Below are 24203 nucleotides of genomic sequence, written 5' to 3'. Positions count from 1 at the left end.
CGTCCCGCCCGCTCACCGCATCAGCAGCGAGCGGGCCTGCGCGGCGATCTGCGCCAGCATCGCCGCGGTCGGGGCCGCCGCCGATCGGGCGCGGCCGACCGTCTGGCGGAACTGCTCTGCCCGGTCGCGATGGGCCTCCAGCCAGGCGGTGACCGCCTCGCCGGGGCCCTTGCCGCCGTGCCGCGCCAGGAAGTCGAGGCGGATCTGGCCGAACTCGCGGGTCAGCCCCGCGATCAGCAGCCGTTCCCAGGCATCCGCGCTGCGGAAGCGCGCCGCCGCCGCCTTGGCCCAGTCGAGCCCCAGCGCCTCGCCCAGCACCACATAGGCGCGGGTGACGTCGACCTCGTCGGCCGAAAGCTCGCTGGCGAGCGCGGCCGTGCCGATCGCGCCGTCGATCTCGGCGATCTCGACGACCGCGTCGATCAGTGCGGGATCGACCTCCTCGGCGGTGATGCGCTGGCGGAGCTGGTCCGACTGCTGGCGCGCCTCGCTGCGGATCAGGTCGGCGCGGGCGTCGTCGAGCCGGGCGAGGCCGGGCTTCAGCATCGCCACCATCGTGCCGATGTCGGTCTCCGCCGCGATGCTGCGGAGCAGGTCGGCGACATGGCCGCGCGCGATCTCGGCCAGCGCGGCGAGCAGCGTCAGCCGCGCCTGCTCGCCGATCGCGGCCTGCTCGATCCGCATGAACAGCGCTTCGAGCCCGAACAGCGCGTCGACCGTGAAATAGGCGGTCGCCACCTGCGCCAGCGAGCAGCCTTCCTCCTCGGCCATCTCGAACGGCGCGACCAGGCCCAGCCGGTTGATCACCCGGTTCGACATCTTGGTCGCCAGGATCTGCGGACGCAGGCGATGCGCCTCGATCGCGTCGGCGAAGCCCTTCTGCATCGCCGGCGGGAAGGCCGCCAGCAGCAGCGGGGCGAGCATCGGATCGCCGGTGCGGTCGCTGTTCTCGATCGCGTCCTGCAGCGCCAGCTTGCCGTGCGACAGCACCACCGCCAGCTCGGGCCGGGTCAGGCCGAGATGCTCTTGCGCGCGGCGCAGCAGCATGTCGTTGCTGTCGAAGCCGTCGACCGCGCGGTTGATGCGGCCATTCTCCTCCAGGATCTCGATGACGCGAAGCTGCGCGGGCATCGCCTCCGCCCCGCCGCGTTCGGCCAGCGACAGCGCCAGCGTCTGCAGGCGGTTGTCCTCCAGCACGATATGCGCGACGTCGTCGGTCATCTTGACGAGCAGCGCGTTGCGCTTGTCGAACTCCAGCCGGCCTTCGAGCATCTCGCGGTTGAGCGCGATCTTGATGTTGACCTCGTTGTCCGAGCAGTCGACGCCCGCCGAATTGTCGATGAAGTCGGCGTTGATCCGGCCGCCCTTCATCGCGAAGGCGATGCGGCCCGCCTGGGTCACGCCCAGATTGGCGCCTTCGCCGACCACCCGGGCGCGGACGTCCTCGCCGTTCACGCGGTGCGCCTCGTTCGAACGGTCGCCGACCTCGGCGTTGGTCTCCGACTTCGCCTTCACATAGGTGCCGATGCCGCCGAACCACAGCAGGTCGACCGGGCTCCTGAGGATCGCCGCGATCAGCGCGGAGGGATCGAGCACCTCGTCGGCGATGTCGAGCGCCTCGCGGATCTGCGGGGAGATCGGAATCTCCTTCTGGTCGCGCGGGAAGATGCCGCCGCCCTTCGAGATCAGCTTGGCGTCATAATCGGCCCAGCTCGACCGGGGCAGGGCGAACAGGCGGTTGCGCTCCTCCCAGCCGGTCGCCGCATCGGGATCGGGGTCGAGGAAGATGTGGCGATGGTCGAACGCCGCGACCAGGCGGATCGACTTCGACAGCAGCATGCCGTTGCCGAACACGTCGCCCGACATGTCGCCGCAGCCGACGACGCGGACCGGATCATTCTGCACGTCGACGCCCATCTCGGCGAAATGGCGCTGGACCGAGACCCAGGCGCCGCGCGCGGTGATGCCCATCGCCTTGTGGTCATAGCCATGGCTGCCGCCGCTGGCGAAGGCGTCGCCCAGCCAGAAGCCGCGCTCCACCGCGATCGCGTTGGCGACGTCGGAGAAGGTCGCCGTGCCCTTGTCGGCGGCGACGACGAAATAGGGATCGTCGCCGTCGCGGATCGCCACCTTGGGCGGATGGACGACCTTGCCCTCGACGATATTGTCGGTGACCGACAGCAGTGAGCGGATGAACACGCGATAGCTTTCGGTGCCTTCCGCCAGCCAGGCGTCGCGATCGGACGGGGAGGGCAGCTGCTTCGGGTAGAAGCCGCCCTTCGCGCCGGTCGGCACGATCACCGCGTTCTTGACGACCTGCGCCTTCATCAGGCCGAGGATCTCGGTGCGGAAGTCGTCGCGCCGGTCGGACCAGCGCAGGCCGCCGCGCGCGATCGGCCCGCCGCGCAGGTGGATGCCCTCGACGCGCGGGCTGTAGACCCAGATCTCGCGCCACGGCACCGGCGCGGGGAGGCCGGGGACGCCGCTCGAATCGATCTTGAAGGCGAGCGCTTCCTTGGCGGCGGGGGAGAAGGCGTTGGTGCGCAGCGTCGCGCGGACGACGGCGCGGAAGCGGCGCAGCATGCGATCGTCGTCGATCGCCGTCACCTTCTTCAGGCCGGTCTCGATCTCGGCATGGAGACGCTCCGCCTCGGCCGCGTCGTTGCGGGTCGGGTGATGCAGCGCGCGGAAATAGGCGATGATGCCGCGCGCGACGTCCGGCGCCTTCTTGAGCGCCTCGACCGCAGTGGCGAGGCCATAGGCGAAGCCGGTCTGGCGCAGGTAGCGGAACCAGGCGCGGAACAGCAGCGCCTCGTCCGGCGACAGGCCGACCGAGACGATCAACTCGTTGAACAGGTCGTTCTCGGCGCGCCCTTCGAGGGTCGCGGCGATCGACTCCTCGGCGACCGCGCTATGCTCGATCAGCCGGCTGGCGGTATCGGCGTCGGGCAGGTCGAGCTTGAACTCGTGGATATAGCCGATCGCGCCGCCGTCGAGCGGGGTCGGGATCTCCTCGATCACGCGGAAGCCGAAATTCTCCAGAACCGGCACCGCCTCGGACAGCGGGATCAGCGCGCCGCGCCGATAGATTTTCAGCCGCAGGCGATGGTCGGGATCATGCTCGCCGCGATAGAGGCGGCAGCCGCGCGCCGCGCCGTCGCCCAGCGCGTTGAGCCGCAGGATATCGGTCGCGGCCTCGGCCGGGGTCGAATGGGTGCGGTAGGCGATCGGGAAGGCGGCGGCATAGTCGAGCGTCAGCCGCACCGCGCGGTTGCCCGCTTCCATCTCGGCGAGCTGCGCCTCGACCGCAGGCTCCCAGCCGCGCAGCATCTCGGACAGCCGCCGGTCGAGCGGCTCGTTGTCGGGCACCGTGCCGCCGGCCGGCAGGTCGAGCATGTAGCGGATCTGGGCGATGTCGCCCTCGCCGAGCTGGAGCGACCAGTTGGACAGGGTCGCGCCCGACGCCTGGGCCAGCATCTCGCCGATCGCGACGCGGCGGCCGGTGGTCAGCAGCTCGCGCGGCAGCCAGACGATCGCGACCAGATGCTCGCCCAGCGTGCTGCGGACCAGTTCGAGCCGCGGGCGCGGGCGATCGACCAGCGACATCGCGGTCAGCACCACCTTCTCCAGCGAGTCGATCGGCAGCGCCAGGACGAGATCGGGCGGCAGTTCCGACAGCGCATGGTGCAGCGCCTTGCCGGCATGGCCCTTCGGGTCGAAGCCGAGCCGCTCCTCGATCGCGGTGAGGCGGCTGCGCAGCACCGGGATGTCCTCGGCCGGGGTGCGCAGCGCGGCGCTGGTCCACAGGCCGGCATGGATCGACAGGCCGGTGACGTCCTTGCCTTGCCGCACCGGGGTGACGATCAGGTCGAGCGGCGCGCGGCGGTGGACGGTCGATCGGCAATCGGACTTGAGCAGCAGCGGCGCCGCGCCGCCCTTCTCGAACCAGGCGATCGCCGCCTTCGCGGTGGAATCGCGCCACAGCTTGCGGCTGCCGACGCGCAGGATGCCGAGCCGGTCGCGCGGCTCGCCCTTCGCCATGGCGACGTGATGGCCGAGCAGGGTGAGGTTCTGGTCGAGCAGCCAGCGCAGCAGCGCCGCTCCCTCGCCGTCGGGCAGTCCCTCGGCGTCGTCGCGCATCGCGATCTGCATCGCCTGCCAGTCGCGCACCGCGGCGCGGACGTCTTCGAGCACCGCCTCGATCGCCTGGGCGAGCGCCTGCCGTTCGCGGGCGTCGACCCGCTCGGCTTCGAGATAGATGAAGGATTCGCGCCGCTCGCCGGTCGATCCCTGCGGCAGCACGGCGGTGAGCGCGCCGTCCTCGTCGCGGCGGACCGCGATGACGGGGTGGAGCAGGCGACGGACCTCGACGCCCTGCGTGGCGAGCGCGGCGGAGACCGAGTCGACCAGGAAGGGCATGTCGTCGTTGACGACGGCGATCCGCATCAGCCGGCTGCCGCCGACATTGCCCGCGATCGTCTGTACCGCGATCGCCGCATGGCCGGGCTGTCGCCGCCGCGCGGTGTGGGCCAGGAAGGCCGCTGCCTTTTCGAGGGGTTCGCCGTCGAGGCCGGCAAGTTCGCCCGGAAGGGCGCCGCTGGTCAGGGCCTTGGCGAAGATGTCGGTGAATTCGTGCTTGTCCGAAGCCGTGCGCCTGGCCGTCTCGGTATCCATGAAAATCCGCTCCTCCTCCCCCGCTTCCGGGCTGTCCGGATCGCGGCTGGGACATTGCCGAGCCGATATGGACCCGTCCGCGGAGCGTCACAAGGGTCGTGCCGTCGGCCGCGAACTTTGCAACGAACGTGCGGGAACGCATCCGTCACGACCATATTGTCGCGTGGGCGTGTATGGGCGCGGGAAAATCTCCCGCCCGAAAATCTCGCCTGCCCGGCGACGGCTCAGGCGCTGAAGCGTTGCAGTGCCCGGTCGACCAGCGCGCGTTCGCCGATCGGCCGCGAAACGATCGCCAGCCGGCCGTCGTCCTGGCGCCGCGCGATCAGCAGCACGATCTCGTCCTCGACCGCGCCGAGGTCGACCGTCGCGCGCGGTGGGGCGCTGCCCAGCATCATCCGCGCCGAGCGTGCCTTGTCGACCTTCAGCGCGGGCCGGCGCTCGCCGCGTTCGGCGGCGACCACCGCCTTGATTCCGCCGGCGAGGCCGGGCAGCCAGCCCTCGACCATCCCGGCCGCCAGGCAGAGGCGGCGCGCATGGGTGAGGACGGCGGCGAATTCGGTGATCCGCTTGCGGTCATAGTCGCGGCCGAACACCAGCTTGACGACCGGCGTCATCGGCGCGCGCGCCTGCGGCACGATGCCGGCCTCGGCGAGCAGCGCGGCGAAGCCGGCCGGATCGCCCTCGGCGGCGAGCGCGACGTCATAGGCGAGCGAGATGGCGCGATAGAGCGCGGCGCGGGTGCGGCCTTCGCAATCGCGGGCCTCGCTGGCGAGCTCGCGGGCGTCCTCGACCAGCTCGGCGAGGTCGGGCTGCTCCTGGTCCGGCGCCGCGACCGGCGTCTCCTCCACGGCCGCCGGCTGGGCCGGGCCGGCGAAGGCGGTGGTCACGGCCTGGACGATGTCGGGGGCGAGCGCCTGCTCGGCGGTTTCCTTCCAGTTGATGACGCCGTGGACCAGGTCGATCGCGCGGCCGTCCGACGAATAGGGCATCAGGATGCCGCGATAGAGCATCGGCTGGCCGCGATGGCTGACGAACTCGGCCTCGAAGCCGACCGGCGCGCGGTTGTCGAGGATCTCGGCATAATGGGCGGTCAGGCGCGACAGCAGCGCGCGCGCGGGCACGTCGGCGACGGTCGCGACCTCGGCGCCCAACTCGCCTTCCTCGCGCAGCGCGCGGCCGAGATAGGCGATCGACGGATTGGCGCGGTCGGCGGCGAAGTCGAGCAGCACCGAATAGGGGCCGAACTCGCCCAGCGCCTCCGAATCGAGATCGGCGATCGACGGATAGTCGCGACCATCGAGCAGCGACAGCCAGGTCTCATAGGCGCGCACATGCATGCGCCGCTCGTCCGCGCCGATCAGCGGCGGCAGGTCCATGCAGGGCTCGTCGGCGACGGGGAAGTCCCAGTCGGCGAGATCCTCGGCGATGAACGAGCGATAATCTTCCATGGTCGATCCCCGATAGGGCGGCCGATTCCGGAATCGCCGCCTCATCGACCATCATGCGCGCGGCCGGGTTGAGGATTGGTAAAGGCGCGGGCGCCGGGCCGGCGTGAAAGATAGCGGCGAGGGCGCTTGAAACTGCCGGTCACCACTGTTAGAGGCGCGCTTCGGTTCGCCGCTTTAGCTCAGTTGGTAGAGCATCGCATTCGTAATGCGGGGGTCACAGGTTCGAGTCCTGTAAGCGGCACCATTTCCCTGTTCGCCAAGATGCGCGAAAGGTTGAAAAATTCAAGGAAATATGGGACTTTCTAGCATGGCTTGAACGCCAATGCTCGTCAGCGTTCGTCTGCAATCAGGCGATTCTGGGGGCCACGGTGGGGGCCATCTGAAATCGGCTGGAAAGGCGTGGCCCCCAAATGGCGCTGACGATCACGACGCTTCGCAACGCGAAACCCAAGGCGAAACCCTATAAATTGGCGGATGAGAAGGGGCTGTTCCTGCTGGTCCAGCCGTCGGGCGGGATGTTGTGGCGAATGAAGTACCGCATCGACGGGCGTGACGACTCCGGCCAGCCGAAGCGCATCGAGAAGAAACTGGCGCTAGGGGCATTTCCGGCGATCGGGTTGAAAGATGCCCGCGATGCGCGCGACGCGGCGCGGCGGCTTCTCGCCAAGGGCATCGATCCGGCTGAGCAGAAGCGGCGCGATACATATGCGGCGAAAGTCAATGCCGCGAACAGCTTCAGCGCGCTCGCCAAGCTCTACATCGCCAAGAACCGACGTGACGGGCTGGCGGAAGCAACCGTAACCAAGCGCGAATGGTTTCTCCGGCTGGTCGAGAAGTCGCTGGGCAGCCGGCCGATCGCGGATATCCAGCCGTTTGAGATCTTGGAGGCCGTCCGCCCATACGAAGCAGCGAAGAATGACGAGAAGGCGCATCGCACGCTGCAATTTGTCGGGCAGGTGTTCCGTTATGCCGTCGCCTGCCAGATGGCTCCGTCCGATCCGACGCGCGATCTGCGCGGGGCGCTGGTAAGCCGGAAGCCCAAGCATCTCGCTGCCATTTTGGATGCGAAGAAGGCGGGCGAACTGTTGCGGGCGATCGATGGCTATGAGGGACATCCGCTGACGTTGATTGCGCTGAAGCTGTCGGCGCTGCTGTTCGTGCGCCCCGGCGAACTACGCCGCGCCGAATGGAGCGAATTCGATCTGGACGCCGCCCTGTGGACTATCCCGGCCACAAAGATGAAAGCTCGGCGCGAGCATGCCGTCCCGCTGTCGGAACAGGCCATCGCGCTGATCCGCGAAGCGGCGGTGATGACGGCCGGCGGGCGATATGTGTTTCCGTCGGTCCGGACACCCGCCCGGCCTATGTCTGAGAACACCGTCAACGCCGCCCTGCGCCGGCTGGGGTTTACCGGGGACGAAATGACGGCGCACGGCTTCAGGGCGATGGCCAGTACCTTGCTGAACGAATCGGGCAAATGGTCGCCCGACGCGATCGAACGGGCGCTGGCGCACAAGGACAAGGATGGCATCCGCGCGGCCTATCATCGCGGCGCGCATTGGGCTGAGCGGGTCGAGATGGCGCAATGGTGGGCTGATCATCTGGACCTATTGCGCAAGGGCGCTGAGATCGTGCCGTTCAGACCATCGTCGTCCGGGTGATCGCTATCGGAGTGCACATCCTCTTGATTGGCGGTTGCATCTGCTGTGAATGTTCGTGTGATGGCGAACTACAGCTTGAAATATCGGACGGGACGAGTTGAGGGATTGATTCCAACGCGTCGGGCGTTGCGAGTGACAAAGCGATTGCTGTTGCGGGGACCAGATCACGACGATCCCTATCCGGGATGGTCTCCAGATCAAGCTGACATTGAAGCGTTCTGCCGGAGCGACGAAACTGGCTTCATTCGGAGCCGCAAGGCTATCCGGCGGGCTCAACGCCACCTTCAACATGCGCTTGCGGCTGGAGCGCTTCAAGCCGCCTTTCTCGACGGTGGGGATAAATGCGACATTCCTACATGGGCGTGGTCAAACGATCAGAGCGTATCCTACGCGTGGAGTGAAAGCCGTCTGCCGCTCGACATGCTCTTGCCCGATCCCTGGCCCCGATGGAGTGCCGAACCCTGCTACTTGAAGCGCGAGCCCTTTGCGCGCTGGCTCCGCAGTGATCTGCTGAATCTTCCGCCCCCGATTGATCAGCCTATCGAGGGGATGGAGAAACCTCCTGCATCCGTGAAGCATCGTCCGTTGCCGGACCGTCCTTATGTCGATCTGGCTGAGGCTCTTTCATGGCTCGCCTTTGGAATCTCGCTCAACGCCTATGGCCTTTGGGAGGCGTTAGTTGCGGGAAATTTGTTGGACAGCACGGCCGTTGCCGAAGCGAAATTGGCGGATGCCGTCGAAAGTTTCGCGGATGCCGTTGCAGCCGAAAAAGTACGCTGCATAGGGAAGCACGTCCAAAATATCGTTTGCGGCGATGATGTTCTTACCGAGCCGATCCCGCCAATCCGGGCGATCGACTACCGTCAGTTTGACGTCCCCACGAATTCCCTTCGCTATGGCAGGGGCCTGACTACCAAAGTCAGTCCGACGAAGATCGAGATCCTAGATCGGTCGGCGCGCCGCGACATGTACCGGGATGTATTGGTAAACCGCAGTGACCTGATCGCGCGCTTTCCAAAGCTCGCCGCGAAAGCCGAGAGAAAATCGGCACCGGTTCTGAAACGATTACCGGACGCCAAGCTAACACAATGGTTGGCAACTCTCGGCACTGCCGCGGATCGTCTGAGCCAAACCGCGTTGTTGGCAGCGGCGCGCGCCGCCTATCCCCGGAACTCGATATCGAGAGATGCTGTCCGCAAAGCTACCGCCGGACGCAAGTCTGGCCCGAAGCCATCGGCCCCGACGAGTTGAACCGCTGAGCACCGCGCAATTTGTATCGCCATAATGCCCCGTTTTCTGCCGATCAGGCGGAATTCGTCCGCGTAATTCACGCCGAAATCGACCGCGCAATTCCTTGCCGCGACAATCCGCCTGCATTCGCCGGGACACTGGCGAACAACGGCAGGAGATTTCGACATGGAAGCAATTCTCACGTCCATCAACGGGGCCGCCAAGGCGTTGAACCTGGGTCGCACGTCCATTTACGCGTTGATTCGTGAAAACCGGCTGGAGGCGATCAAGCTAGGCCGGCGCACGCTGATCAAGACGGATTCGATCCGCCGGCTGGTGGCGGAGCAGGAATAGGGGCGATGGCCGTCCGTCGGCCCAACCCCTATCGTGTGAAGCTGCACCATAGTTACAGCGTGCCGGAACTGGCCGCCTGTTGCGATGTGCACAAGAACACCGTGCGGCACTGGCAACGGCAGGGGCTTCAGCCGATCGACAAGGGCCGGCCGCTGCTGTTCCACGGCGGTACGGTGCGGGCCTTCCTGATCGAGCGCAACGCCGGCCGCAAGCGGCCCTGCCTGCCTGGCACACTCTATTGCCTCCGCTGTCGCGAGGCGCGCCGGCCCGCTTTGGATATGGTCGATTATGTCCCGCTCAAAGCAGATAGCGGCGATCTGCGAGCGCTGTGCGAAAACTGCGAAGCCCCGATGCATCGCCGGGCGCGCAAGGCCGATCTGGCGAAGATCATGCCCGGACTGGCCGTCCGGTTCACGAATGCCCTGCCGCGATTAAGTGGGCGGCCCGATGCCTCCCTGAATTGTGATGAAGAAGGAAAGGGCTGATCATGGCGAAACCCAATGCTTCGAACGCACGGATCAAGCGCGACTATTTCCGGTATCTGCGCGACGCGCGCGGGCGCGACGAAGCGACGATTGACGCGGTGGCGAAGGCGTTGGCGCGGTTCGAGGAAACCGCCGGCGCGAAGGATTTCCGCCGTTTCCATCGCGAACAGGCCATGGCGTTCAAGCGGAGGCTAGCGAATGCGCATGGCCAGCGATCGGGCGAAAAGCTGAGCAAGGCAACGGTCCATTCGACGTTGCGTCATCTGAAAGCCTTTTTCGAATGGCTGTCACGCGAGCCCGGCTTCCGTCGTCATATTGCATGGGCTGATGCCGACTATTTCAATCTGAGCGAAAAGGACGCCGCCATTGCTCGCGCGAGACGCGAAAAGAAGGTGCCGACGCTGGAGCAGGTGCGGCACGTTCTGGTGAGCATGCCAGCCGCGACCGTGCTGGACCGGCGGGACAGAGCGCTAATCGCCTTTGCCGCGATCACGGCGGCGCGTGTCGGGGCGCTGGCAAGCCTGCAGTTGCGCCATGTCGATCTGGCGGGTGGCTTTGTCGATCAGGATGCCCGCGTTGTGCAGACCAAATTCGGCAAGACCTTCCGCACCTATTTCATGCCGACGATCACGGAAGCTCTGCCGATCGTCACCGGCTGGATCGAGGAACTGGCCCGCGATCATTTTTGGGGGGCAGCCGATCCGTTGTTCCCTGCGACGCGCATGGCGATCGGAGAGAATGGCGGATTCGTGCCGGCTGGGCTGGAGCGGCGCGGCTGGGCCACCAGTGAACCGATCCGGGCAATATTCCGCCGGGCGTTCGCGGCGGCGGGTCTGCCCTATTATAATCCGCACAGTTTCCGTGACATGCTGGTGCACCATGCGATGAAGCAACCCCTGACGCCCGAACAGATGAAGGCGTGGTCGCAGAATCTGGGCCATGCCGACGTGCTGACGACCTTCACCAGTTACGGCACCGTGCCGCCGCATCGACAGGGGGAACTGATCAGTGGCGGGGCCGATGTTAGGCTGACGGGTGGAGCGCCGGCTCTTGATCAGGCCGCCTTGATGGAGGCTATCGCCAAGTTGGTCGAAAATGCATCAATCCCCGCCTTGTCGGCTGGGGGCTGATGCCGCTACCTCTCTCCTGTCGAGGGGGAAAGCTGGCGCGATGGATATTCAGGGTTACATAAGTGAAATTCGCGCGCTCTATGCCAGTGGGCAGTCAACCGAACACAGTTTCCGCCCCGCCTTGGCCAAATTGTTTGGTTCCATCGACCCTGCGCTGACCGTCATCAATGAGCCCAAGCACCTTACCGACGTGGGCGCGCCGGATTTCGTATTTAACCGTGGCGATGTTGCCATCGGCTGGTGCGAGGCGAAGGATATCGGCAAGGATGTGCGGAAATTCGTCGCCACCGACTACAGCAAAGCCCAGAAGGAACGCTACAAGAAGGGCCTACCCAACCTGATCTACACCAACGGGCTGGACTTTGAATTCATCCGCGATGGCGAATCGGTGGATTTCATCACCATTGCCGACCTGATCCCGACGTTGCCTGCGCGGGCCGAAAGCTTCCCGCTTCTGGAAAACCGGCTGCGCGACTTCGCGCAAGTTACTCCGCTGAGCGTCACTTCGTCGGCCAAGCTGGCTGCGATGATGGCGGGCAAGGCGGCGATCATAAAGGACATCATGGGCCGCGCCCTTGTGGCAGACATGAAGGCGCGCGATGCCACCGGCACGGCAACTGACCTGATCGGTCAGTACGAGGCGTTCAAAGCCAGCCTGATCCACGACATCACCGTGGAGGAATTTGCCGACATATACGCCGAAACCATCGCCTATGGCCTGTTCGCCGCGCGCCTGCATGACGAAACGCCCGACACGTTCACCCGTGCCGAGGCACTGGACCTGTTGCCCAAGACCAACCCTTTCCTGCGCGAACTGTTCATCTACATCGCCGGTCCAAACTTGGACGACCGCCTGCGCCGCGTGATCGATGAACTGTGCCATGTGTTCTGCTCCACCGACATGGACCGGGTGCTTCGCAATTTCGGCAAGATCACCGCGCGACAAGACCCGTTCCTGCATTTCTATGAGGACTTTCTGGCCGAATATAACCCGGCCAAGCGCAAGGCGCGGGGGGTGTGGTATACGCCCGAACCCGTAGTGAATTTCATCGTGCGCGCGGTGGACGAGGTGCTGAAAACGGAATTCGGGCTGGCCGATGGCTTGGCCGATACCAGCAAGATCACCATTGATTGGGACACCGGCCAGAACGACCCCAAGACCGGCAAGCCCGCGCATATCAAGAAGGAAGTCCACCGCGTCCAGATTCTGGACCCGGCAACCGGCACCGGCACCTTTCTGGCCGAAGTGGTGAAGCTGGTTTCCGAACGGATCAAGGGCGTCGCCCCCGGCCAGCTATCGGCCTATATCGAGCGCGACCTGATCCCTCGCCTGCACGGGTTCGAGTTGCTGATGGCCAGCTATGCCATGTGCCACATGAAGCTGGACATGATCCTGACCCGGCTGGGCTACAAGCCATCGGCCACGCCGCCGCGCCTTGGCGTTTACCTGACCAACAGCCTTGAGGAAGGCGAACGGGTGGAACAGACCCTTTTTGGCCTGTCCCGCGCCATTGCGAACGAGGCCAAGGCCGCCAGTGACATCAAGCGGCAGACGCCCATCATGTGCGTAATCGGCAATCCGCCCTATTCGGGCCATTCATCCAACAAGGGCGCTTGGATCGAAGGGCTGATGGCCGATTACAAGGTCAGCCCGGAATTGAAGCGTCCGGCGCAGGCTAAATGGCTATCGGACGACTACGTGAAGTTCGTTCGCTTCGCCGAACACATGATCGAAAAGAACGGCGAAGGCGTGCTGGGGTTCATCACCAACCACGGCTATCTCGACAATCCGACATTTCTCGATATGCGCCAGCACCTGCGCCAGACGTTCGACCGCATCTATGTGCTGGACTTGCACGGCAACGCCAAAAAGAAAGATGTTAGCCCGGACGGTTCGCCTGATCGCAATGTGTTCGATATTATGCAGGGCGTGGCCATCATTGTCGCGGTGAAGCATCGATCTGACCGGAGAGATGATAAACCGTTAGCGACGGTCTACCACGGCGATCTATGGGGCAGTCGCGACAGCAAATATCAGAACCTGTGGGAGGGTTCGCCCGCAACACTGATCGCGAATGATGTTTCGCCCGAACTGCCGCCGTGGCGCTTCAAGCCGACCGACAAGGCTTTAGAAGCGGTCTATCAGGCGGGTTTTTCGGTGGCCGACCTGTTTTCCCTTAACGGACGTCCCGCGCCCGGTATCGTCACCACGCACGATGAGTTTGCCATTTCGTGGACGGCGTCCGAAGCTGCCGAGAAAGTGGAACGGCTGCTTGCGACCGCAAGCGAAACCGATGCACGTCGGCAATTTCGACTGTGTACGCAGAGCCAATGGAATTACGACGCTGCTAAGTCAGCACTGGCCAATGGCGCGTGGCGAAATGCCGCCGTGCCGATCACCTACAGACCATTCGATATCCGCCAGACGATATACGAACCTAATGTTGCTGTTCATCGGCGCGAACGCTTTAGCCATCATATGCGCGACGTCGGAAACTTGGCACTGGTGACTTGCCGCCAAAGCGCCGTCAATACTTGGGAACATGTTTTCATATCCGCAGGCCTTGTGGACGATTCGTTTGTTTCCAACCGGACAAAGGAACGCGGTTACGGGTTGCCCCTCTACCTCTATCCTGAGGAAGGCACGCTGGATCAGACCATCCGCGTCAATTTCGATCCCAAGCTATTCGCCCAAATCCGCAAGGCGGCTGGCCTCACCGGCCCACTGGCCACGCCCGATGGCACCGACGCTTTTCGCCTTGCCACTGGCGATGCCCGCCCCGATGAGGTCAAGGTTTTCGATTACATCTATGGCGTGCTGCACAGCCCCGCCTACCGTACGCGCTATGCCGAATTCCTGAAAATCGACTTCCCCCGCATTCCCTTCCCCGCCAGCCCGGAAAGTTTCCGCGCGATCAGCGAGACAGGTGAAGCCTTGCGCCGCCTGCACCTAATGGAAGATGCCGTCATAGGTGCGACACCGTACCCCTTCCATGGAGACGGCGACAGCACGGTGGGCAAGCCGCGATATGAGAACGGCCAAGTCTGGATCAACGCCGACCAGTATTTCGACGGCGTGCCCGCGATTGCGTGGGACTTCCACATCGGCGGCTATCAGCCCGCGCAAAAGTGGCTGAAAGACCGCAAGGGCCGCGCCCTGACCTATGACGACATCCGCCACTACCAGCGCATCATCAAAACTCTCGTCGAAACCGACCGTATCATGCGCGAAATCGAACTGCCAGCGGTCTAGATATTCTATGCCGCCTATGCTCGAAAATAACAAAAAACTCATGCCAGTGTGATATGGGTGGGGGCCATATTGGGGGCCGTTTTCCATAACGTCGTTAAATTAATAAGCTAGATCAGATATTTATAGGACAGATGTGAGTCCTGTAAGCGCACCACCTCAATCCGAAATTGCTTACTTTCCGTCGCGATCACCGAGAGAGCGCGCGTTCCACAGACCGGCGTCGTTCGTCTCGACGGCGACGCGCTCACCAGGGGCGAGGCCGTCGGCGACGAAGCAGATCAGGTGGGGGGCGGCGTCGAGCAGGACCGTTCCGATCCGCAGCGGCAGCCGCGCGGCGAGGTCGGGGTCGAGCGAGCGGTGGAGCGCGCTGGTCGCGAGCAGCCGGCCGGTGCCGGGATGGTCGGCCTGCGCCAGCGCGTCGGACAGGCAGGATCGGCAGACGTCGCGGCGCGGATATTGCCAGGTCCCGCAGTCGGCGCAGCGCTGCAACGATATGGTCATGGCCGCCCCTCCAGGATCGCCGCGGCGGTGGCGAGGCAGCGGTCGAAGGTGACCATGCCGTAACCGCTCGCCAGCGCGATCCGCGCATCGGGCAGCTGCGCTCCGATCGGCCGGCGGACCACCTGGCGCAGCGCCTCGACCACCGGCAGGAAGCCGCCCGCCGCCCCGGCCTGGCCGCAGCCGAGCTGGCCGCCGCAACTGTTGACCGGAAAGTCGCCGCCGACGCCGAGGTCGTGGCGGCGGACGAAGGCCGCGCCCTCGCCCTTGGCGCAGAAGCCGAGGTCCTCGATCTGCTGGAGGACGATCACCGGATAATCGTCATAGACCTGGAGGCAGTCGATATCCTCGGGCCCAAGGCCGGCCTGGGCGTAGAGCGTGTCGCGGTCCATCGCCCAGCCGCCGCGCTCGGCGATCGGGTCGTCGGCATAGGCGTCGTGCCGCTCGATCGCCCCGCGGATCACCGCATAAGGCAGCCCCAGCCGGCGAGCGCGCTCGACCGTCATCACCAGGAAGCCCTCGGCCCCGGCGCACGGCATCACGCAGTCGAACAGATGGAGCGGCGTCGCGACCGGCGGCGCGGCGAGATAGTCGTCGATCGTCAGCGGCTTGGCGCCGAGCAAAGCGTTGGGGTTGGCGCGGGCGTTGCCGCGCTGGGCGACGACGACCCGGCCGAAATCGGCGCGTTCGGCGCCATGGGTCTGCATATAATGGTCGGTGATCAGCGCGAAGACGCCGTTCGGGCCGGTCGCGCCATAGGGATAGACCGCCTCGCGCGAGAAGCGGCTGAAATTGCGCACCAGATCGCCGAACGCGCCGGCATCGGCCGTGTCGCCGCCGATGCAGGCGACCACCGAGGCGTCGCCGGCCTGCACCGCCCGTGCCGCACGGCGCAGCGCCATCACCCCGCTCGCGCCGCCGGTCGGAATCCAGTCGAGCCAGCGCGGCGACAGGCCGAAATGCTCGGTCAGCGCGATGCTGGTGTCGGGGCCGAGGGTGAAGGAGGAAGCGGCGAGGCCGTCGACCTCCGCCTTGGCGATCCCCGCCTGCGCGATCAGCTCGCGCAGCGCCGTGCCGATGTGCCAATGGGCCGAGCGGTCGCTGTGCCGCGCATAACGGACCGTGACCGGACAGGCGATCGCGACCCCGTCATAGCCGCGCGGCAGGGTCACGCGCGCCGCGCCCCGCCGCCGCGACCGACGGTGTAGCCGGCCGCCTCCCGGTCCCATGTCTCGGGCGTCACCCCGATCTCGCGCAGCCGGTATTTCTGCACCTTGCCATTCTCCGTCATCGGCAGCCGGTCCGCGAACAGCACATAGCGCGGCACCGAGAAATAGCTCATCCGCGGCTTGCAATAATCGAGCAGCGCGACCGGATCGAGGGCCATCCCTTCTTTCAGCACCACCGCCGCCATCACCTCGTCCTCGGTCAGCTCGGAACGGACCGGGAAGACCGCGGCCTGGGCGACCGCCGGATGGCTCGCCAGCACCTGCTCGACCTCATAGGCGGAGATGTTCTCGCCGCGCCGCCGGATCGCGTCCTTGATCCGGTCCATGAAGGTGAAGCGGCCGTCGGCGTTGCGGACGACGCGGTCGCCGGTGTGGAGCCACAGGTTGCGCCAGGCGGCGACGGTCGCCGACGCCATCTCGAAATAGCCGGTCGCCATCGCGAAGGGCTCATCGGCGCGCACGACCAGTTCGCCCGGCACGCCCGGCGGCAGCTCATTGTCCTCCTCGTCGACCACGCGCGCCGTGAAGCCGGGACGGACGCGACCCATGCTGCCCGGCTTCTGGTCGGCCAGCCGGTCGCCGATGACGAAATTGGTCTCGGTCGATCCATAGCCGTCGACAGCGCCGATGCCGAAGCGCGCGCGGAAGTCGGCGGCGAGCGCGGCCGAGACGCCGGGGGCCAGCGCGCGCGTCGTCGGATGGTCGTTGTCGCGGTCGGACGGCGGGGTCGACTGCAGGATCGAGACCATCGCGCCGAGCAGATAGGTGACGGTCGCCCGGTGCTTGCGCAGCGCGTCGGTGAAGCCGCTCGCCGAGAAGCGGTCGAGGACGACGAGCGTCGCGCCGCTGAGCAGCGCCGAGAAGAAGGTGGCGAGCGCGTTGACGTGGAACAGGGGCAGGGTGGTCAGCAGCACGTCGCGCGCCTCGATCTCCAGCAGGTCGACCGAATGGGCGCCCCACCAGTAGAATTGCGCATGCGGGCAGCAGACCCCCTTGGAGGGGCCGGTGGTGCCCGATGTGTAGATGATCGCGGCCATGTCGCCGGGGCGCGGCGCGGCGCTGTCGATACCGGCACCGAGCGGCGGCATCGGGCCGACCTTCCAGGATGCGGGCCAATGGCCGGCGGCGGGGGGCGGGCTATCCTCGCCGTCGAGCAGCCAGACCTCGGTCAGCGCCAGCGCGGAGGGATCGACATGGTCGAGCGCGGCGGCGCCGTCGGCATCGGCGGCGATCAGGCGCGCGCCGCTGTTGCCCAATATGTGCTGGAGTTGCGGCCCGCGCGCGAAATGGTTGATCGGCACCGCCACCGCGCCGATCCAGGCGCAGCCGAGGAACAGGTCGAGAAAGGCGATCCGGTTGCCGCAGAAGATCGCGACCCGGTCGCCCCGCGCCACGCCGGCATCGCGCAGCAGCGCGCCCGCCGCCGCCGCGCGCGCCGCCATCTCGGCATAGCCGAAGCGCGTGTCGCCGAAGATGACCAGAGGCTTGTCGCCCAGCGCCGCCCGCCGCGTTAGCAGGGCGGGGATCGATCGATCGGCAAGAACCTCGCTACCCGCCATGACAGGCTGCGCGGCGTCTTCATGAACAGGCATTTGGGCATCCCGGAAAGGCAAGGCATAGGGCGATCGTGGGGCAGGCTTGCATGGCGCCGTGAATGGTTCAAGCTTAAAATGAATTCGATCTGCCAATCATCGCTGACTTTCCCGATTATGCCCCATGGCGGGGGGGCGTTCGGAGCCCTCCCGGAGCCTGATCATTTGAGGCGGAAGCGCCCCGCGCTTCCGCCGATGACGTGAATCAGGCTCTCTTCAAGGTCTAGAGGCCGCCCCAGAAACCCTGCGGAACGCGGCAGGTTCCGGCGTCGTACATCGCGGCGGCCACGGTGTCTTCCGACAGGAACCATGCGCCGTCCAGATCGACGATCTCGCAATACTGCCCGACCACGAAGGCGGGCGCCATGGCGAGGCTGGATCCGGCCATGTTGCCGACCATCAGCCTGACCCCGATCCGTCGGGCGAGGTCGACCATCCGCAGCGCCTCGGTCAGTCCGCCGCACTTGTCGAGCTTGATGTTGACGACGTCGAAGCGATGGCGATGCCGGTCGAGCTCGACGCAGTCGAGGATGCTCTCGTCGGCGGCGACGGGGATCGGGCAGCGCCAGCCGTCGAGCTGCGCCTCCTCGCCGCGGCGGACCGGCTGTTCGAGCAGCGCGACTCCCGCCTCCACCAGGGCGGCTGCCAACGCCTCGAACGATTCGGCCGAATAGCCCTGATTGGCGTCGACCCCCAGCCACACGTCGGGGCGGGCTCGCCGCACCGCCCGCATCCGCGCGATGTCGGCCGGCAGGTCGCCGTCCAGCTTCAGTTTGATCGCCTCGACCGGCGGAAAGCCGGCGAGCCGGTCGAGGATCTCCTCGGGCGTATCCGCGGGAAGGGTGAATGTCGTGACGAGCGGACGCGCGGCGTCGAGCCCGGCGATCCGCCAGACCGGCTGGCCGGTCAACCGCGCCTCCAGGTCCCAGAGCGCGCAGTCGAGGGCATTGCGGGCGCCGCCCGGGGGGAGGAGTTCCTGCAGTTCGGCGCGGCCGGCCCCGGCCTCGATCGCATCGCGGACCCGCTCGATCTCGGCGGCCATATGGGCCGGATCGTCGTGGAGATAATAGACGCCCGCCGCCTCGCCGCGCCCTGCCACACCGTCCTGCTCGATCGAGGCGACGACCGAAGGCATCGAATCGAACTGATAGCCGGCGATCCGGAAGGGCTCGCGCATCCGGTTCTCGATCCGCTTATGGGTCAGGACCCGCCGGCTCATCGGGGCGTTCCCGGGATCGGGCGGCGGGAAAGGGCGGAGGCCGCCGGCGGCGGGCTGTGCATGGTCGTGGACATGACCGCGACATCGCACAGCCATGACGATGTTTCAATATTAGAAACAATATGCCATATCAGAAATGATCATCCGTCCGGGCCGTCGCCCGCATCCGCCTCGCCGGGCGGGGCCTTGTCCCAGCGATGATTGGCGGTTTCGACGAAGCGCTGTATCCCGGCGCCGGCGCAGATCGACAGCAGCCGGCAGGGGCCGTCGCTGACGCGGACATAGGCATGCGCCATGCCGCTGTCGAAATAGATCGAGTCGCCCTGTTCGAGGCGCAGCGGCGCGTAAAGGTCGGAGTGCAGCTCCATCGCGCCGCACAGGACGTACAGATATTCCTCGCCCTCGTGCCGGGCGATCCCGCGATATTCCTCCAGGGTGCGGGCCTCCACCTCGATGATCATCGGGACCATCATCTTGTCGAGCAGATCGGCCGCCAGATAATGGTGACGATAGCGCTCCGAACTCGATTCGGGCCATTCCCCCGCCCGGATGATGCTTCGCCGGCCGACCGCGCCGCGGGCGGGCTCGTCGGGCGCGGCGGTGGAGAAGAGCTTGCCGATCTCGACGCCCAGCGCCTGGGCCAGCAGCACGAGCCTGTCATAGGTCATCCCCATCTTGCCGTTTTCGAGCTTGGACAGGGTCGAGAAGGGCAGGCCGGTCCGGGCGGCGAGCTCGCGCAGGCTCAGCCCCTTGTCGAGGCGCGCGGCGCGGAGCGCGGGGCCGGGTTGGGAAGTGTTGCGGGGTATTTTTGCCATGGTTTCCGGGGAAATCCCTAGAGCCTGATCGTCTGAGGTGGAAGCGCTCCGCGCTTCCGCGATGATGTGCACCGGGCTTTTTCAAGGGTTTATCCTGGAGCCCGGGGCGGCCGAGATTTAGCGCAACCAATTCCTCTTGTGAACCGACGCGATCCTGTGCAAGAAACGTGTTGCTAAAAATGAAACATGCGTCATCCTCGGGCGGCGCAGATGCAAGGGAGCATGAAATGGCGATAAGGCTGAAGGCATTCTGCCTGGCGGGCGCTGCGCTGGTCGCGGTCGCGCCGGCGGCGGCCCAGCGGTCGGGGGCGGCCGATGCGGCGGCGCCGGGGGCGGACGATCGGGTCGACGAGATCGTCGTGACCGCGCAGAAGCGCGAGGAGCGGCTGCTCGACGTTCCCCAGTCGATCTCGGTGGTGTCCAGCGCGACGCTCGAGCGGCAGCAGATCAGGAGCATCGCCGATTATGCTTCGCTGGTTCCCGGCCTCACCATCCAGCAGCAAACGCCGGGGCAGGCCCGCGTCGTCCTGCGCGGCATCAACACCGGCGGGGCGAGCCCGACCGTCGCCATCTATGTCGACGACACGCCGTTCGGGTCGAGCACCGGCCAGAGCAACGCGGCCTATCTGGCGGGCGACATCGATACGTTCGACGTCGAGCGGATCGAGGTGCTGCGCGGGCCGCAGGGTACGCTCTACGGCGCCAATTCGCTGGGCGGCGTCGTCAAATATGTCACCGCCGGCCCCAAGCTCGACCGGCTCGAAGGGAAGGCCCAGGCCGGTCTCGAAACGGTCAAGGGCGGGAATCTGGGCTGGTCGGCCAACGCCGCGGTCAACGTGCCGCTGTCCGGCAAGATCGCCGTGCGGGCGAGCGGCTTCTATCGCCGGACCGGCGGCTTCATCGACACGCTGGGCCTGGCGCGCCGCGACGCCAACGACGTCGACAGCTATGGCGGCCGCGGCTCGATCCTGCTGCAGCCGACCGAGACGCTGACGGTCCGCCTGTCGGCGCTTGCCCAGAATCTGCGCAGCGATTCGCGCGCCATGTACGATGCCGATCCGGTCACGCTGGCGCCCCAGGCGACCGATCCCAGCACCGGCGCGCCGGTGTCGGGCCTGACCCGCACCGAATTCTATGCCGAGAAGACCGGCGTCGACTATCGCCTCTACAACGGCACGCTCGACTGGGACGCGGGGTTCGCCACCCTGACCTCGGTGACGAGCTACGGCCGGCTCTTCTCGAACGACGTCGGCGACGTCAGCTATCAGCTTCCCGGCATCGGCGACGCGGTCTTCGGCACCGGGCCCAACACGCGCGGCCTGTTCTTCCCGACGCAGATCACCCAGAAGAAGTTCACCCAGGAACTGCGCCTGGCATCGCCGGACAATGATCGGCTCGAATGGCTGGTCGGCGGCTATTACACGCATGAGAAGGGCCGGATATTCCAACGATATCTGCCCTTCGACCTCGCCACCGGCAAAGCCGTCGACCAGACGCTCGTCCTGCCGGTGGGGCCGGGCGGCGCGGACGTCGCCTTTCCCGACTTCCTGGTCGCGAACCTTGCCTCGGTCTACAAGGAATATGCCGGCTTCGGCAGCGCCACCTGGCATGTCGGCCCGCGCTTCGACCTGACCGGCGGCGTCCGCTACAGCCATAACCGGCAGAGCACGGTCCAGAGCCTCGACGGGTCCTTCCTGCCGCTTTCGGGCGCTCCGATCGGGCCCGACACGAGCCGCGGGCGATCGTCGGAGAATGTCTTCACCTGGTCGGTCTCGCCGCGTTTCGAACTGGGCGACCATGCATCGATCTATGCGCGGGCGGCGAAGGGCTATCGGCCGGGCGGCCCGAACGTCGTGCCGCCGGGGGCTGGACCGGACTTCCCGCGCCGGTTCGAGGCCGATACGCTGATCAGCTATGAACTGGGCCTGCGCGCCGAAACCCCCGGTCACGGCTTCTCGGTCGACGCGTCGGTCTACTATCTCGACTGGCGCAACATCCAGACCACGGTCACCTATCAGACCAGCCTCGGCCCGGTGACCGGCGACGGCAATGGCGACAAGGCGCGCAGCAAGGGGGCGGAGATCACCGTCACCGCGCGGCCCGCGCGCGGCTTCGACCTGACGGCGAGCATCGCCTATAGCGACGCCAAGCTGAAGGACGACCTGCCCGGCATCGACATCGGCGCCCCGGCGCTCATATCCCCGGGGCTGAAGGGCGACCGGCTTCCTTATGCGCCGGAATGGACGGTCGACCTGTCGGGCGACTATCGCTGGTCGATCGGCGGCGACGCCGAGGCCTTCGTCGGCGGCAATATCCGCCTGATCAGCGACCAGGCGACCGATTTCGACCTGGCCTATCGGCTGACCTATGGGCGCCGCCTGACGATCGACGGCTATGCCACCGCCGATCTGCGCGCCGGTATCGAGACCGGACGGTTCAACGTCCAGTTCCAGGTCCGCAACCTCACCAATTCGCGCGGCCTGATCAACGCGGGCCGGTTCCAGACACGGCCGGGCACGCTGGTCAATGCCTCTCCGATCCGGCCACGCAGCTTCGGCGTCACCTTGGGAGCCTCCTTCTGATGTCCAGACTATCTTCGCAGCGCCCGGACGTGCCGGGCCGCCTCGGCCGCCTGTTCCGGCGGGCCGCGATCCTGCTGGCCGCGCTGGCGCTGCCGGCGGCGGCGCAGTCGCCGACCGATCCCAACCCGGCGCACGCGATGGTTCCCGCCGCCACAGGCCGGACCGGGGACACGCCGGTCCTCGCCGGACAGGCGCAGCGGGCGCTGACGGCGGCCGACGTCGATGCCTGGCTCGACGGTTTCGTACCCTATTCGATCGAGGCCGGCGGGGTCGCGGGCGCGGTCGTCGTGGTCGTCATGGACGGGAAGCTGCTCACCGCGCGGAGCTACGGATATTCGGACGTCCGCGCGCGCAAGCCGGTCGATCCGGCCAGGACGCTGTTCCGCCCGGGCTCGATTTCCAAGCTGTTCACCTGGACGGCGGTGATGCAGCAGGTCCAGGCCGGGAAGATCGACCTCGACAAGGACGTCAACGCCTATCTCGATTTCCGGATTCCCGATGCCTTCGGCAAGCCGATCACGATGCGCCACCTGATGACGCACACCGCGGGCTTCGAGGAAACCGCCAAATATCTGATCGTCGAGAAGGCGGAGCAGAAGCATTCGCTGGGCCATGTGCTCAAGCGCTGGGTGCCGACCCGCATCTACGCGCCGGGGACGATGCCGGCCTATTCCAACTATGGCGCGTCGCTGGCGGCCTATATCGTCGAGCGCGTCTCCGGCGAGCGGTTCGAGGACTATGTGCAGCGGCACATCTTCACGCCGCTGGGCATGCGCCATTCGAGCTTCGAGCAGCCTTTGCCGGCCCACCTCGCACCGCTTCTCTCCAAGGGCTACAACCTCGCTTCGGAGGACCCCAAGCCCTTCGAGATCGTCGAGATGGCGCCCGCCGGGGCCTTGTCGTCGACAGGCACCGACATGGCCCGCTTCATGCTGGCCTTCCTCGACAATCGCGGCGCGCTAATCAGCCCGGAGACCCGCGCCCGGATGTTCGCCGACGTCAACCGGCCGCTCCCGGGCCTGCCTGCGATGGGGCTCGGCTTCTATCATGAGGATCGCAACGGCGAGGTGATCGTCGGCCATGGCGGCGACACGAACTGGTTCCATTCGGACCTGCACCTGATCGTCGACAAGGGTGTCGGCGTCTACATGTCGTTCAACAGTTCGGGCAAGGACACCGCCGCGCACGTCATCCGCCAGCGGCTGTTCGAACAGTTCATGGATCGCTATTTCCCCGATCCGAACCCCGAGCCGCGCACGACGGCGACGGCGCGCGAGCATGGCCGCCTGATGGCCGGCCATTATCTTCTCAGCCGCGGCTCCGCCACCAACTGGCTCCGCTTCGTCGGCTTGCTGAGCGAGGCCGAGGTGATCCCGAACGACGACGGCACCATTTCGGTGTCGATGCTCGTCGATCCGGCAGGGGCGCCCAAGCGCTGGCGGGAGGTCGCCCCCTTCCAGTGGCGTGAGGTCGGCGGCAGCGGCCGGCTGGCCGCCAGGGTCGAGAACGGCCGGGTGACCGCCTTCTCGATCGCGGACTTCGCGCCGATCTTCCTGTTCCTCGCGGCGCCCGGCGATCTCGACGCGGGGTGGATCGTCCCGGCTCTCGTCGCCGCGCTCGGCGTGATGCTGCTGACCGTGCTCGCCTGGCCGGTGGTCGCGGGAATGCGCAAGGTCTATGGCTATCGTTCGTCGCTGGCGGGCCGGCCGCTCATGCTCGACCGCGCGATGCGGGCGACCGCGGTGGTCTCGGTCCTGGCGGCGGCAGGCTGGATCGGTATGGTGGGGGCGATCGAATCCGACGTCGGGCTGCTCGACGGGCGGCTCGACATCTGGATGCGCGTGATCCAGTTGCTCGAGATCATCGCCATCGTCGGGACGCTGGCTTCGATCTACAACGCCTATGTGACCATCGGCGCCTCCGGCCGATCGCTGGTCGCGAAGATCTGGTCCGTCGCGGTTCCGCTGGCCGGGCTGTTCCTCGGCTGGATCGTGCTCAGCATGGGCCTGCTGACCTTCGGACTCGATTATTGA

15 protein-coding genes and 1 tRNA gene are annotated in these 24203 nt (G+C 66.3%); 9 read left to right on the top strand and 7 right to left on the bottom strand.

All coding sequences use genetic code 11. From position 1 onward, the window contains the following. Positions 1–12: 12 nt before the first annotated feature. Both HRJ34_RS08795 and HRJ34_RS08790 read right to left on the bottom strand, forming a co-directional pair. Positions 13–4674 (bottom strand): NAD-glutamate dehydrogenase, encoded by a 4662-nt coding sequence (locus HRJ34_RS08795; RefSeq protein WP_208633884.1) that lies wholly within the window; start codon positions 4672–4674, stop codon positions 13–15. Between the two features lie 224 nt (positions 4675–4898). Then, a complete protein-coding gene (locus tag HRJ34_RS08790; protein ID WP_208633883.1) occupies positions 4899–6122 on the bottom strand; it encodes a PAS domain-containing protein in 1224 nt (407 codons plus the stop codon). 168 nt (positions 6123–6290) lie between these two features. Here HRJ34_RS08790 and HRJ34_RS08785 point away from each other — a divergent pair. The 7 genes from HRJ34_RS08785 (at position 6291) to HRJ34_RS08755 (ending at position 14235) form a co-directional block, all read left to right on the top strand. After that, a tRNA-Thr gene (locus tag HRJ34_RS08785) sits at positions 6291–6366 on the top strand. 166 nt (positions 6367–6532) lie between these two features. Next, positions 6533–7783, top strand: a complete 1251-nt coding sequence (locus HRJ34_RS08780) for a tyrosine-type recombinase/integrase (protein WP_047165398.1) — start codon at positions 6533–6535, stop codon at positions 7781–7783. Between the two features lie 60 nt (positions 7784–7843). Further along, positions 7844–9034 carry a hypothetical protein gene (locus tag HRJ34_RS08775; protein ID WP_208633882.1) on the top strand — a complete coding sequence of 397 codons (1191 nt, stop codon included), beginning with the start codon at positions 7844–7846 and terminating at the stop codon, positions 9032–9034. A 165-nt stretch (positions 9035–9199) separates the two neighbouring features. After that, positions 9200–9367 (top strand): helix-turn-helix domain-containing protein, encoded by a 168-nt coding sequence (locus HRJ34_RS08770; RefSeq protein WP_047165396.1) that lies wholly within the window; start codon positions 9200–9202, stop codon positions 9365–9367. A gap of 5 nt (positions 9368–9372) precedes the next feature. Continuing rightward, a complete protein-coding gene (locus HRJ34_RS08765; RefSeq protein ID WP_053000035.1) occupies positions 9373–9852 on the top strand; it encodes a helix-turn-helix domain-containing protein in 480 nt (159 codons plus the stop codon). 2 nt (positions 9853–9854) lie between these two features. Continuing rightward, positions 9855–10982: a tyrosine-type recombinase/integrase gene (locus HRJ34_RS08760; protein WP_047165395.1), complete on the top strand. Its 1128-nt coding sequence runs from the start codon at positions 9855–9857 to the stop codon at positions 10980–10982. Between the two features lie 40 nt (positions 10983–11022). Continuing rightward, positions 11023–14235: a type ISP restriction/modification enzyme gene (locus HRJ34_RS08755; protein WP_208633881.1), complete on the top strand. Its 3213-nt coding sequence runs from the start codon at positions 11023–11025 to the stop codon at positions 14233–14235. Positions 14236–14406: 171 nt separating this feature from the next. Here HRJ34_RS08755 and HRJ34_RS08750 read toward each other — a convergent pair whose 3' ends face one another. The 5 genes from HRJ34_RS08750 to HRJ34_RS08730 form a co-directional block, all read right to left on the bottom strand. Further along, positions 14407–14736: a Zn-ribbon domain-containing OB-fold protein gene (locus HRJ34_RS08750; RefSeq protein ID WP_208633880.1), complete on the bottom strand. Its 330-nt coding sequence runs from the start codon at positions 14734–14736 to the stop codon at positions 14407–14409. Further along, positions 14733–15905, bottom strand: coding sequence for a thiolase family protein (locus HRJ34_RS08745; RefSeq protein WP_226949114.1), 1173 nt, complete (start codon positions 15903–15905; stop codon positions 14733–14735). Before HRJ34_RS08745 ends, HRJ34_RS08750 begins: the two co-directional genes overlap by 4 nt. Beyond that, positions 15902–17554, bottom strand: coding sequence for an ATP-dependent acyl-CoA ligase (locus tag HRJ34_RS08740; protein WP_208633878.1), 1653 nt, complete (start codon positions 17552–17554; stop codon positions 15902–15904). The genes HRJ34_RS08745 and HRJ34_RS08740 overlap by 4 nt, the downstream gene beginning before the upstream one ends. Before the next feature lie 223 nt (positions 17555–17777). After that, the gene (locus HRJ34_RS08735; protein ID WP_012050783.1) at positions 17778–18773 is read right to left on the bottom strand and encodes a dipeptide epimerase; all 996 of its coding nucleotides are present in this window, start codon (positions 18771–18773) and stop codon (positions 17778–17780) included. Between the two features lie 140 nt (positions 18774–18913). Beyond that, positions 18914–19588: a helix-turn-helix domain-containing protein gene (locus HRJ34_RS08730; protein ID WP_016746421.1), complete on the bottom strand. Its 675-nt coding sequence runs from the start codon at positions 19586–19588 to the stop codon at positions 18914–18916. 227 nt (positions 19589–19815) lie between these two features. Here HRJ34_RS08730 and HRJ34_RS08725 point away from each other — a divergent pair, with 227 nt between their 5' ends. Then, entirely contained in the window at positions 19816–22170 is a 2355-nt protein-coding gene (locus HRJ34_RS08725) for a TonB-dependent receptor (RefSeq protein WP_208633877.1), read from the top strand. Then, positions 22170–24203 carry a serine hydrolase domain-containing protein gene (locus HRJ34_RS08720; RefSeq protein ID WP_208633876.1) on the top strand — a complete coding sequence of 678 codons (2034 nt, stop codon included), beginning with the start codon at positions 22170–22172 and terminating at the stop codon, positions 24201–24203. The genes HRJ34_RS08725 and HRJ34_RS08720 overlap by 1 nt, the downstream gene beginning before the upstream one ends.

It is taken from the genome of Rhizorhabdus wittichii, from assembly GCF_017607425.1.
Taxonomy (GTDB): Bacteria; Pseudomonadota; Alphaproteobacteria; order Sphingomonadales; family Sphingomonadaceae; genus Rhizorhabdus; species Rhizorhabdus wittichii.
Note: the sequence above shows the minus strand (reverse complement) of the source record. Positions and strands in the feature narration are given on the sequence as shown.